The organism is Gemmatimonas sp. (genome assembly GCF_044376735.1).
In the GTDB taxonomy this organism is placed as follows: Bacteria; Gemmatimonadota; Gemmatimonadetes; order Gemmatimonadales; family Gemmatimonadaceae; genus Gemmatimonas.
Genome location: NZ_JBILKJ010000081.1, coordinates 1 through 12,358, shown reverse-complemented (window position 1 = coordinate 12,358; position 12,358 = coordinate 1). Strand labels below are relative to the sequence as shown.

The 12,358-nt window shown below is 67.2% G+C and carries 11 protein-coding genes; 8 read left to right on the top strand and 3 right to left on the bottom strand.

Annotation, left to right across the window (positions count from 1 at the left end; translation table 11 throughout):
* A partial coding sequence (locus tag ACIRA7_RS11240) for a nucleotide pyrophosphatase/phosphodiesterase family protein (RefSeq protein WP_396220934.1) occupies window positions 1-922 on the top strand: 922 nt, incomplete at its 5' end.
* Between the two features lie 60 nt (window positions 923-982).
* Here ACIRA7_RS11240 and ACIRA7_RS11235 read toward each other — a convergent pair.
* Complete coding sequence (locus ACIRA7_RS11235; protein ID WP_396220933.1) at window positions 983-3,277, bottom strand: DUF5916 domain-containing protein; 2,295 nt, start codon at window positions 3,275-3,277, stop codon at window positions 983-985.
* Between the two features lie 334 nt (window positions 3,278-3,611).
* On the opposite strand from ACIRA7_RS11235, the gene ACIRA7_RS11230 reads away from it, so the two are divergent.
* The 3 genes from ACIRA7_RS11230 to mtgA all read left to right on the top strand — a co-directional run bounded on the left by ACIRA7_RS11230 (window position 3,612) and on the right by mtgA (window position 6,704).
* Complete coding sequence (locus ACIRA7_RS11230) at window positions 3,612-4,901, top strand: flavin-containing monooxygenase (RefSeq protein WP_396220932.1); 1,290 nt, start codon at window positions 3,612-3,614, stop codon at window positions 4,899-4,901.
* Window positions 4,902-4,996: 95 nt separating this feature from the next.
* Window positions 4,997-5,956, top strand: a complete 960-nt coding sequence (locus ACIRA7_RS11225) for a lysophospholipid acyltransferase family protein (RefSeq protein WP_396220931.1) — start codon at window positions 4,997-4,999, stop codon at window positions 5,954-5,956.
* A 4-nt stretch (window positions 5,957-5,960) separates the two neighbouring features.
* Complete coding sequence (mtgA, locus tag ACIRA7_RS11220) at window positions 5,961-6,704, top strand: monofunctional biosynthetic peptidoglycan transglycosylase (RefSeq protein ID WP_396220930.1); 744 nt, start codon at window positions 5,961-5,963, stop codon at window positions 6,702-6,704.
* A gap of 6 nt (window positions 6,705-6,710) precedes the next feature.
* On the opposite strand, the gene fabG is transcribed toward mtgA, so the two are convergent.
* Window positions 6,711-7,490, bottom strand: a complete 780-nt coding sequence (fabG, locus tag ACIRA7_RS11215; protein ID WP_396220929.1) for a 3-oxoacyl-ACP reductase FabG — start codon at window positions 7,488-7,490, stop codon at window positions 6,711-6,713.
* Between the two features lie 140 nt (window positions 7,491-7,630).
* Here fabG and ACIRA7_RS11210 point away from each other — a divergent pair, with 140 nt between their 5' ends.
* The 4 genes from ACIRA7_RS11210 to ACIRA7_RS11195 all read left to right on the top strand — a co-directional run bounded on the left by ACIRA7_RS11210 (window position 7,631) and on the right by ACIRA7_RS11195 (window position 12,070).
* Window positions 7,631-8,839 carry a hypothetical protein gene (locus ACIRA7_RS11210; protein WP_396220928.1) on the top strand — a complete coding sequence of 403 codons (1,209 nt, stop codon included), beginning with the start codon at window positions 7,631-7,633 and terminating at the stop codon, window positions 8,837-8,839.
* Window positions 8,840-8,908: 69 nt separating this feature from the next.
* Window positions 8,909-9,454, top strand: a complete 546-nt coding sequence (locus tag ACIRA7_RS11205) for a gluconate 2-dehydrogenase subunit 3 family protein (RefSeq protein ID WP_396220927.1) — start codon at window positions 8,909-8,911, stop codon at window positions 9,452-9,454.
* Entirely contained in the window at window positions 9,447-11,168 is a 1,722-nt protein-coding gene (locus tag ACIRA7_RS11200) for a GMC oxidoreductase (RefSeq protein ID WP_396220926.1), read from the top strand. The genes ACIRA7_RS11205 and ACIRA7_RS11200 overlap by 8 nt, the downstream gene beginning before the upstream one ends.
* Window positions 11,168-12,070: a hydroxypyruvate isomerase family protein gene (locus tag ACIRA7_RS11195; RefSeq protein ID WP_396220925.1), complete on the top strand. Its 903-nt coding sequence runs from the start codon at window positions 11,168-11,170 to the stop codon at window positions 12,068-12,070. The genes ACIRA7_RS11200 and ACIRA7_RS11195 overlap by 1 nt, the downstream gene beginning before the upstream one ends.
* Window positions 12,071-12,168: 98 nt before the next feature.
* On the opposite strand, the gene ACIRA7_RS11190 is transcribed toward ACIRA7_RS11195, so the two are convergent.
* Window positions 12,169-12,358 (bottom strand): four helix bundle protein (locus ACIRA7_RS11190; protein WP_396220924.1); only part of this gene is annotated, 190 nt, incomplete at its 5' end.

The window sequence follows — 12,358 nt, the reverse complement described above, 5'->3', positions numbered from 1 at the left end:
CATCGGGGCGACGTTCACGCTCAGCGACACGCTGGTCGCGCGCGATACTCGCTGGTGGGGCGGCGACCCGATCTGGAACACCGCCGAGCGTCAGGGGGTGAAGACCGCGGCGATGTTCTGGCCCGGCAGTGATTACGAGATCGACGGGCGGCGACCGTCGTGGTATACGCCGTTCAACAATCGCTATCCCGATGCCGCGCGCATTGCGAAGGTGTTGTCGTGGCTCGACCTGCCCGCCGAGACCGGGCCGCGCCTCATTACGCTGTACTACAGCACCACCGACGACGCCGGGCACAGTTACGGTCCGGCGTCGCCGCAGGTCGATACCGCCATTGGCCACGTTGACCGCCTACTCGGCACGCTCATCGACGGCATCGCCGCTCGCGGTCTCACCGATCGGGTGAATCTGCTGGTCGTTTCCGACCATGGCATGGTGGACGTCGATACCTCACGACTCGTGTTCATCGACGACGTGATCGACGTGGCGGACGCCGAAATCGTGGACTGGTCGCCCGTCACCGCCGTGACCCCCAATCCAGGAAAGCTCGAGGCCGTGTACGCGGGATTGCGTCGCGCGCCGCACGTGGCGGTGTATCGCAAGGACAGTGTGCCGGGGCGCTTTCACTATCGCGCGCATCCGCGCATCACGCCGCTCGTGCTCGTGGCCGACGAAGGCTGGACGATCACCACGCACGCGCGGGCTGCGCGCATTCGGGTGCGCGGTGGTACGCATGGCTTCGACAATGCCCTGCCGAGCATGGGCGCGCTGTTCGTGGCGGCGGGCCCTGACATTGCGCCGGGGCGAGTGCTGCCGCCGACGCAGAACATTCACGTGTACGAGCTGCTGGCGGCGTTGTTGGGGGTGCGGCCGGCGCCGAACGATGGATCGCCGGATTCACTGCGGGCGGTCTTGCGGCGCTAGGGCGCGCGCGTGTTGTCGGCGTGCAGGGGCGAGCGACGACGCGGCCCCCGACGCCCGACCTCACGGAAGCCGGTACAGCCAACTCACCTTCACGAAGAACCCGTCGCCGGTGCGGTCCATGTCCCGGAAGCGGAAAGCCAATGCCTCGTTGAGGCTGGCACCGTATCCCAGAAACACGACCTTGCCGGGGCTTGGGAAATAGCTGAAAAGCCAGTCGGCCCGGAGCGCATTGGTCTGGCTCCGCGAGGTGCGAGCGTACGGGCCGCTGCCCGAGCGCAGCAGGAGGGGGCGCTCGGTGCGCGGATCGCGATAGGCATCGCGAAAGCGCGACTCGTATTGGCCGACGAAGCGGAAGAAGATGGCGCGGTTGAGCTGGAACTCGGTGCGCAGGCGAGGGATGTTGGTGCGCAGGATCGGCGTGTTGTCGCGCGCGCGCCGGAACTCCTGATGGAGCATGATGGTGCTGATGCGGAGCTTCGGCGTGGGGCGGAAGTCCAGCTGGGCGTTCACGTCGAGCCGCCGGGCCTGCGCGGTCTCGAAGAACTCGGCGTCGCGACCGAAGGTGCTGCTGATCGAGCCGCCGAACTTGCTGAACTGCGGCGTGTTGAGGCGCAGCTGCAGCTGACGCGCCGGGACGGGCGTGCCCACGGTGAAGGGGAGCGTGTCCACTCGTCCGCCGGTGCGGGGCGTCTCCACGGCGTACGTGGTGTAGCGCTCGGGCTGGAACGCGAAACGCTCCAGCGACGGCGTGACGCCAAGGCCCCAACCGCCGCGAAGCTGCAGGCTGCCGGAGAGCGAGATCCGCCGTTCCAGCGCGCTCTCACCACCGAAGAACCCGTTGTAGGTCCACGTCCCCTGACCGCTCAGGAAGAACATGGCCTGCTCCACCAGGCGGCCGCGCGAGCCGAACAAGGTGTACCGCTGATTGAACTGCGGCTGGACGTAGTCGAGCCGCGGCACGAAGCCCGCCCGTGACTCGAAGGCGGGCGAGACCCCCTCGATGCTGTTGCGAAAGCCGTACGAGCGCCCGGTCCGATCGAAGCTGAACTCCCAGATATCGCCCCGCGCGTCGGTCGTCCCCGTGCGCGAGCGACTGGTTGCCGCCTGGTAGGACGCCGAGTAGATGTTGCGCAGCAGGAACCGGCCATCGGCGTTCAGCACGGTGTTGAAGTTCGCGCCCTCGCGCCGATCGGTCACGGTGAAGCCGATGTTGTTCTGCGCGCCCAGGTCTCGGCGCAGGCGCGCGATGTTGAACAACGGGCTGTCCTTCCCGTTGGCGGAGTAGGTGGCGTTATCGATCGCCGACAGGACGCCGAGATCGAAGCGCGAGACCTTGCCGGTGGCCTTGGCGGCGGCGCGCGGTTGGATGATGCGCCGCGTGTACACCAGCTGGTTGGGGGTATCGATCTGCTCGTTTCCCTCCACGAAGAAGGGACGCAGCTCGGGGAAGAACAGGGCGAAGCGCACGTCCCCGGGGATCTGCCCCACATCGGCCTCCACCTGGGAGAAGTCCGGGTTCACCGTCGCGTTGATGGTGACGTTAGGGGTCAGCCCCCAGCGGGCGTCGCCGCCGTACTGCGGCTTGGCCGAATACGCCCATCCGTCGGCGCCAACGGCACGCCCCGGCAGCGCCGTGGTGACGACCGGAGTGAGGTCGAGAACGAGCCCGCGACGCAGGTCACGGATCCCTTCGAGGCGCCCCGACTGGATGAGGAACGAGGCCATCCCGCGGCTGGTGCGCGTCCACGTGTCCTGGTAGTTGTTGCGCTGCGTGTTGCGCACGACGTTGAGCCCCCACTGCATCGAGGCGCCCACGCGGTATCGGATGCTCTTGAACGGGACCCGGATCTCGACCTGATAGCCCCACTCGGTGATGCGCCCCCGCGACTGCCAAATCATGTCCTGATTGAGGTCGGCGTTTCCGAGGTTGGCGCGCGAGAAGCCGCCGCCCATGCCGCCACCGCCACCGCCGCCGCCGCGGCCGCCGCGCCCGCCGCCCATACCGCCCTCGGTGCGAATCCCGTCGCTCTGAACGCCCAGCGGATTCACCGCGAACACGAACGCCTGCCGACGGTCGTTGAAGGTGTCCAGAATGAACTGAACGTGGTCGTCGTTCATGATCCGGTCGCGATCGGCCAGCGTCCCGCGCACGGTGCCGGCCGGGGCATAGGCCCGCACCGCGAAGTAGATGGCATCGGCCCCGTACCAGACGAGCGCCACCGTCGTATCGAGCGCCGGACGCCCGTCGGAAGGATTGAACTGCGAGAACCCCGTGAGCTGCGCCGCCTCGGCCCACTGGGGCTCGCTCAGGTCGCCGTCCACGGTGATCGACGCGTCGAAGCGCGGGATGCGCACCGTGGTACTGCCGTCACGCCCGCTGTAGACGGGTCGGGCCGGAGGCGCTGGTTCGCCGGCGCCCGGCGGCGGCGACTGAGTAGCGATCGGCGGCTGTACCGCCAATGTGACAAGGAGTGCGAGCGTACTGATCACGGAACCGGCGCGTGGAGTGAAGGTGCCGCACGGTCCGCTCTGAACGCGCCAAGCGACCAGACGTTCCGGTTGTTGCAGGGGTGGAAGCTAACGGGACGGGGAATGGGCCACCACGCCCGTGGTCGAGGCCCACGTAGAGCGAGCGGTGCCGCGGGTCAGCGGTCTGGTGGGCCCCATCCGGCGGGGGTAGGTTGACTCCATGCATGTCGCGATCATCGGCGCCGGCCCCTCGGGGCTCACGGCAGCCAAGAACTGTCGGCAGGCCGGCCTCCCGTTCACGCTGTACGAGCGCAGCGACAACGTCGGAGGCAACTGGGTCTTCAACGACACCACCGGCCACTCCAGCGTCTACGAAAACACGCACATCATCTCGTCGAAGACGCTGTCGTCGTTCGAGGATTATCCGATGCCGGCGTCGTATCCCGACTATCCGGGACATCGGCAGGTGCAGGCGTACTTCGAGGCGTACGCCCGGCACTTCGGTGTGCTGCCGCTGGTGCGCTTCAACCAGACGGTGCAGCATGCGCGGCGCGAGGCCGACGGCGGCTGGGTGCTTACCGTGAGCGGCCCCGATGGCGACCGTACCGACCGCTGCACGCACCTCATGGTGGCCAACGGCCATCACTGGAACCCGCGCTGGCCCGACATCCCGGGGGACTTCGCCGGCCGCTACTTGCACAGCCACGATTTCAAGCGGGCCGACGACCAGTGGCGCGACCAGCGGGTCCTCGTGATCGGCGCCGGCAATTCCGCGGCCGACGTCGCGGTGGAGACCTCGCGCGTGGTGCGCAGCGTGCACATGGCCGTGCGCTCGCCGCAGTGGTTCGTGCCCAAGTATCTCTTCGGCCTGCCGGCCGACGTGATCGCGGCCCGTCAGCGCTGGGTGCCACCTGGGCTGCGTCAGCGGGGGCTGACCCTGCTGTTGCGCACCCTGCAGGGGTCGTATGCCAAAATCGGGCTGCCGGAGAATACGCGGCCCGTGCTGTCACAGCACCCGACGCTCAACTCCGACCTGCTCGATCTCTTCCGTCACGGCCGCGTGGTGGCGCGCCCCGGTGTGACGCGGTTCGACGGACACACGGTCCACTTCGGCGACGGGACGCAGGACACGTACGACATCGTCGTTGCCGCGACCGGCTTCAAGATCACGTTCCCGTTCTTCGAGCCCGGGTTCCTTGATCTCGAGGAAGCGACGTCGGTGCCGCTGTACCGCAAGATGATGCACCCTGACGTGCCGACCGTGTATTTCATCGGCCTGTTCCAACCGCTGGGCTGCATTTGGCCGCTGGCCGACCATCAGGCGAAACTGGCGTGCGCGGACATCACCGGGCGCTACCGTCGGCCGGCCGATCTCCGGGCGCGGATCGCGCACGAAATCGCCCACCCGCACTACGCCATGGATCAGGCGCCGCGCCACTCGACGGAAGTGGATTACCATCGCTTTCGCGATGAACTGCTGGCAGAGTTGGCGACCGCCGAGCGCGCGTGAACGGCGGCGGCGGAGTGGTCGACCTGCACATCATGCACCGAGAGCTGTAGGGCCACGTCGCCCGCTGCCGGGCGCATCGTTAGATTGCCTCACGCATGAACGCCCCAGCCTCCGCTCCCGCGGTCCCGACTGCCACTAAACCGGCGACGCTGTCACACCGCCTGGAGTACGTCGGCACTCGTGTCGCTGTGTTCGGCCTCGGGCTGCTCGGCTGGCGCGCGGCGAGTTGGGTGGGGGGGCTGATCGGCCGCCTCGTGTACCGCCCGATCGGCATCCGGGCGGGCGTCGTGGAGCGACAGATCGCTGCCGCGTTTCCGGAGTTCTCGCGCGACCGCGTGGAGGAGGTGGCCCGCCGCTCGTACGATAGCCTGGGCCGAACCTCCATCGAGACCGCGGTCCTGCCGGGCACCTCGGCGCAGCAGGTGCTCGACCGGGTGGAACGGGTCGAGGGGTGGGAGCTGGTGGAGGCGGCGATGGCCAAGGGCCAAGGGCTGCTGATCGTGACCGGACATCTGGGCAACTGGGAGTTCGGCGGCGCCTACTTCGCTGCGCGCGGCATACCCATCGATGTCGTGGCCCGCGGGATGGCCAACCCGATCTTCGATGCCTATGTCACCCGCACACGTCGCGAGATCGGCATGGAAGTGATTCGCGACAAGGACGCCGTGCGCCGCACGCCGCGTTCGTTGCGCGACAACCGCGCGATCGCCTTCGTGAGCGATCACGATGCGCTGGGGCTGGCGAGCACCTTCGTGCCCTTCTTCGGCCGCCCGGCCAAGACGCCACGCGGCCCTGCGGTGTTCTCGTTGCGCTTCGACGTGCCCACGGTGTTCGTGGGCGTGCTGCGACAGCCGAGCGGCCGCTACGCGATTCTGATCGAGCCGGTGGAGGTGGAGCGCACGGGCGATCGCGAGGTGGACATCGACGCGATCGTGCTGCGCTACACGCAGATCCTCGAACGTCTCGTGCGCGCGCACCCCGAGCAGTACTTCTGGCAGCACCGGCGCTGGCGTCGTCAGCCGCCCGATACGCCGCCGCACTTGCGCGAGCCGTAGTCGCGTGACCGCGGCGAAGAGGTCGAAGCGCGCCACCGGCTGGCGGGTCGCGCTCAAGCGCGTGGCGTGGAGCGTGCTCATCCTGATGGCCCTGCCGATCCCGTTCATTCTACTGTTCGCGGTGGTGCAGCCGCCGGTCACGTCAGTGATGCTGCAGCGCGTGGTCGCCCGCACGGTGAACGGCGATCGGCCCATCTGGCCGGCGCACACCACGGTGTCGCGCGCCAAGCTGTCCCCCTATCTCCGGCGGGCCGTGCTCGCATCGGAAGACGACCGCTTCTACCTCCACTTCGGCATCGACGTGGTGGAGATCAACAATGCGCTCGAACGGCGGCGGCGCGGCGGCAAGCTGCGGGGGGCCTCCACGCTCACCCAGCAGGTGGCCAAGAATCTGTTCCTCTGGAACGGACGCTCGTTCGTGCGCAAAGGCGTGGAAGCCTACATCGCGTTGCTGCTGGAGCTGCTGCTGACGAAGGAGCGCATTCTCGACTTGTATCTGAATCTGGCCGAGTGGGGACCGAATGCCTTCGGGGCGGAGGCGGCGGCGCGGGTGCATTTCAACAAGAGCGCCGCCACCCTCACGCGGGACGAGGCGGCCCGACTGGCGGCCATTCTTCCGGCGCCGCGGCGGTGGTCGCCCAAGGGATCGATTGCCACGCGACGCGCCGCGACGATTCTGGAACGCATGCAGTACGCCGCGCCGAAAACCGAGCCGGCGGCTCCTGTGCGGAAGCGTCGCCGCGGGTAGCCGGCGTTAGGTGCCGATGACCAGCCCGCCGTCTACCGCGAGCACGGCCCCGTTGATGAAGGCGGCGAAGTCGGACGCCAGAAAGCAGTAGGCGTTGGCGACGTCGTCGGGCGAACCGACGCGACCGGCCGGCGTGTGCGACCGCATCGCGTCGAGGGCGGCCGCCGGCATCTTGGCGGTCATCTCGGTGGCGATAAATCCCGGCGCGATCGCGTTCACGGTAATGTTGCGCTTCCCGAGTTCGCGGGCCCACACCTGCGTCATGCCGATGACGCCCGCCTTCGTGGCCACGTAGTTCGTCTGCCCGAAATTGCCGTGATGGGCCACGACCGACGACGCATTGATGATGCGTCCACCACCGCGCTTGAGCAGCTCGGGGACCACCGCCTGCGTGCAGGTATAGACGCCCTTGAGATTCACGGCGACGACGTCGTCGAACTCGTCGTCCGTCATCCCGCCCGTGATGGCCCCGTCTTTGATCTTCACCAGCAGCGCATCGCGCGTGATGCCGGCGTTGTTGATCAGGATATCGATCCCACCGAAGCGGGCCACCGTGGCGGCGACGGCGGCATCGACGCTTGCCCGCTGCGTCACGTCGGCCTCGATGAAGTGCACCTCCAACTGCTCTGCCTCGAGCGCGACGGCGGCGGCTTTGCCGGCGGCCGTGACCCGGTCCCAGATCGCCACGCGGGCACCGCTGCGGGCCAGACGACGCGCGGTGGCGCGTCCGATGCCGTTGGCGCCGCCGGTCACCACGGCGACGCGCCCTGTCAGATCGATGTGCATGCGCGCCAAGCTACCGTGCAGGCTCAGCCGTGCAAGGGTGCAGACGCGGACGCCGTGCGCCCTTGGTGCGTTGCGAAAGCGCCGTTACACTGCGATCACGGCCCACGCTGGAGCCGCCTGCATCTCATCAACACGACTCCGTGCCGACTCGCTCTGTGTTCATGTACTCCCGTCACTCGTTCGCGCTCGCCCTGAGCGCGATCATGGGCATCGGCACCGTGTTGTCGCCGTCGCTTAGTTGGGCGCACTCCGCAACACCGCCGCGCGAGGCGACCACCACGTCGGCGTCGGCGCAGCCACCGGCCACCGCGAAGGCGACGGTGAGCGCAAAGGCCAAGGCCAAGGCAAAGCCGAAGTCCAAGGCGAAGACCAAGGCCACGGCCAAGGCCAAGGCGAAAGGGAAAACGGCCGCGAAACAGCGCCCAGCGACGGCCGGCGAGACCGACACCACCAAGCGCAAAGTGCAAGGCGCGCTCGGTCCGCAGGCCGGCGATCGTCACTTGGCCTTCAAGGGGACGGGGAGCGACCTCGACACGCTGTGGCCCGTGAAAACACCGGCCCCGCTGCCTGGATCGATCCTTCCCGCCAAGCGCGTGCTGGCCTACTACGGCAACCCGCTCTCGAAGCGCATGGGCATTCTCGGGGAATTCGAGACGAGCGACATGCTCGCGAAGCTCGAGCGCGACGCGGCGGAGTGGACGCGCCTCGATCCGGCGCACCCGGCCCAGCCGGCGCTGCACCTCATCGCCATGGTCGCGAACCCCGATCCGGGACCCAGCGGCAAGTATCGCACGCGCATGGACAGCGCCCTGATCGAGAAAGTGTACGGATGGGCGAAGTCGAAGAACGCGCTACTCTTCGTCGATCTGCAAGTCGGCCAGAGCACGCTCGAGCAGGAACTGCCGTGGATTGAGAAGTTCCTGATGCGCCCCGACGTCCACCTCGGCATCGATCCCGAGTTCTCGATGAAGGCGAGTGGCGCGGTGCCGGGTCGTCGCATCGGCACCTACGACGCCGCGGACGTCAACTACGCCATTCGTTTTCTCGCGAACGTGGTCGACAAGTACAAATTGCCGCCCAAGATCCTGGTAGTGCATCGCTTCACACCGAAAGGCGTGACCAACGTACGGAACATCAAGCTCGACCCCAAGGTGCAGGTCGTGATGCATATGGATGGATTCGGTGCCCCGTTTCTGAAGCGCGACACCTACTACCGCGACATCAAGAGTGAGCCGGTCCAGTTCACCGGCTGGAAGCAGTTCACGAAGGCCAAGAACGACAACCCGCCCACGACCCGCGAAGCGATCTTGCGGCTCTGGCCTACCCCGCTGTACATCCAAGTGCAGTAGCACCTCCCGCGGCAGCCGGACGGCAGTCGGGGAGGGCGATCGCCTCACCGACTGCCCGTGTGATCCGACATGCAACGCCGTGAACTCCTGAAGGCCGCCGCCACCGCCGCCGCCCTCACGCTGCTCCCCCGCGACGCCCGCGCCGCGTGGGGCAAGGCTTTGGCCGCGCAGCCGGCACTGCTGAACCCCTCGCAACGCGCCACCCTGGCCGCGTTGGCCGATGCGATCATTCCCCGAACCGACACGCCCAGTGCCACCGACGTGGGGGTGCCGGCCTGGATCGACGTGATTGCGGCCGACTACTACACCGACGCCGACCGGCGCGCGTTGACTACCGGCCTCGATGCGATCGACGCCCAGGCCCGCGCCATCGCCGGCCAGCCGTTTGCCGCGATCAGCGGCGACACACTCGCGCTGGTGATGACCGCGCTCGACACGCCGTACGATCGCAATGCCCCCGCCGCGCGCGGTTACTCCCGCGTGAAGGGGCTGGTGATTCATGGCTACTTCACCAGCGAGCGCGTGCAGCGCGATGTGCTCAAAACCGAGATCATGCCGGGTCGCTTCGATGGTGCCGCCGACATGCCCGCCCGCAACGGAGGCCGCGATGAGTGAAGCCGTGACGATGGATGCACAGCCAACGCGTCGTGTGTTCGACGCGATCGTGGTGGGATCGGGGATCAGCGGCGGGTGGGCGGCCAAGGAGCTCACCGAACGCGGCCTCGCCACCCTCGTGCTGGAAGCGGGCGGCCCGGTGGACTTCGGCGGCAAGGATTTCGTGGAGCACATCCAGCCGTACGACATGAAGTACCGCGGCTGGGGCGATCGGCAATCGCTGGAGAAAGAGCAGCCAGTGCAGCGGGAGTGCTACGCCTGCGACGAGACCGGCCGCAAGTTCTTCGTAAACGACCTCGACAATCCGTACGTGGCCCCCAGTGATGCGCCGTTCAAGTGGTTCCGCGGACGACAGGTGGGCGGACGCTCCATCATGTGGGGGCGTCAGGTGTATCGCTGGAGCGATCTCGACTTCGAGGCCAACGCGAAGGACGGCCACGGCACCGACTGGCCGATTCGCTACAAGGATATCGCGCCATGGTACTCGCATGTGGAGCGCTTCATCGGCGTGACCGGCGCGAAGGAAGGGTTGGCCCACCTGCCTGACGGCGAGTTCCTGCCGCCGATGCAGATGACGGTGGTGGAACAGGTGGCGCGCGAACGCATCATGAAGGCGTTCAACGGCGAGCGCGTGATGACGATCGGCCGCGCAGCCATTCTCACGCAGAATCACAACGGACGCGCGGCCTGCCATTACTGCGGACCGTGCGAACGCGGCTGCGTGACGCACTCGTACTTCAACAGCATCGGCAGCACCCTCCCCGCCGCGCAGAAAACCGGCCGGCTCACGCTGCGTCCGCACAGCGTGGTGGCCGAAGTGCTGTACGACGCGAAGCGCGGCCGCGCGCGCGGGGTGCGCGTGATCGACGCCCGCACGCAGCAGGAAACGGTATACGAGGCCAAGGTGGTGTTCCTGTGCGCCTCCACGATCGAGTCGGTACGACTGCTGCTGAACTCGAGCAGCACGCGCTGGCCCGATGGCTTGGCCAACTCCAGCGGCACGCTGGGGCGCTACGTGATGGATCATCACTACGGCTCGGGGGCCGGCGGCACGATGCCGGGCTACCTCGACAAGCGCACGATCGGTCGTCGCCCGAACGGCATTTACGTGGCGCGCTTCCGCAACGTGCACGGCGCCAGCCCCAATTTCCTGCGCGGCTACGGCATGCAGGGCGGATCGAGTCGCTCCGGTTGGGGACGCGGCAGCAGCATGGCGGGCTTCGGCGCGGCGTTCAAGCAGTCGCTCATCGACGACCTGGGACCGTGGGGGATCAGCATCGGTGGTTGGGGCGAAACGCTGCCGCACGCCGACAACCGCATCACGCTCGACGGCACCACGAAGGACAAGTGGGGCATTCCCGCCGCGCGCATCGATGTGCGCTGGCGCGAGAACGAACTCGCGATGAACAAGGACGTGTCGGCCAGCGCCGTCGAGATCCTCGAAGCCGCCGGCGCGATCAACGTGCGTCCCAACCGCACGATGCATCCGCCCGGGCACTGCATTCACGAGATGGGCGGCGCCCGCATGTCGGTCACGGCCAAGGACGGCGTTCTGAACGGCTGGAATCAGGCGTGGGATGTGCCCAACCTCTTCATCACCGACGGGGCCGCGATGTCGAGCAGCGCCTGCCAGAATCCGTCGATTACGTACATGGCGCTCACCGCGCGCGCCGCCGCGCATGCCGTGGGTGAACTGAAGCGGAGAAGCCTCTGATGACCACGCGACCCGATCCGGGCGCTGTGTCGCGTCGAGACGCCCTGCTCGCCCTTGGCGCCGCCGCGGTGACGGTGTCCGCGGCACCAGTCGGTGCCGCAACGCCCGATTCGGCGGTAGGGCGTTCAGGTGCCAGTGCGGTGCGGGCTGGTCGTCTGAATCAGTCGGTGGCCCGCTGGTGTTTTTCGCGCACCCCCATCCACGACCTGTGCGCCGCCGCGAAGGGGATGGGGCTCATGGGCGTCGATCTGCTGGGCGACACGGAGTGGGAGGTGCCGAAGCAGTACGGCCTGCAGTGCACGATGGGCAACAGCTTCGGCGCGATCCCGGTGGGATTCAACCGGCTGAATCAGCACGACAAGCTGGTGGCCGATGGTGAAGCGATGATCCCTCGCGCGGCCGCCGCCGGCGTACGGAAAATCGTGGTGTTCAGCGGCAATCGCGGCGGCATGTCCGACGGCGAGGGCATTGCGAACTGCATCACCGGCTTGAAGCGATTGATGCCGACGGCCGAACAGCATGGAGTGGTGCTGTGCATGGAAATGCTGAACAGCAAGGTGGATCACAAGGACTACCATGCCGACCACACGGCGTGGGCCGTCGAAGTGGCGAAAGGGGTGAACTCACCGAGCTTCCGCTTGCTGTACGACATCTACCACATGCAGGTGATGGAAGGCGATGTGATGGCCACGATCAAGGCGAATTTGCCGTGGATTGCGCATTTCCATACGGCGGGGGTGCCGGGGCGGAATGAGATCGATGGTGGGCAGGAGCTGAATTATCGCGGGATCGCGGAGTTCATTGCGGGGACGGGATACGACGGGGTGTTCGCGCATGAGTTTTTGCCGAGGAGGGAGGGGATGAAATCGTTACGGGAGGCAGTGGAGGTTTGCACTGTTTGAGCTGTGGGCTGTGGGCTGTGGGCTTGCGGCCTTGGGCCTTGGGCCTTGGGCCTTGGGCCTTGGGCCTTGGGCGAACATCAGTGGTCAGTGGTCAGAGTTCAGTACTTCAGGCGTTTGTGGAGGTTGATGAGCATGCCGCGGATTCGTCCGGCGTGCGCGAGGAGCTCCTCGGCGGTCGCGGTGGTGATGACGTGTGTATCACGCGCGAGCATCAGGTGATTTGTCGATTCAGTGGTAGAACCGAGTGCGACCGCGAGGAATCGCGCGAATTGGGGGTCGGTGAGCTGC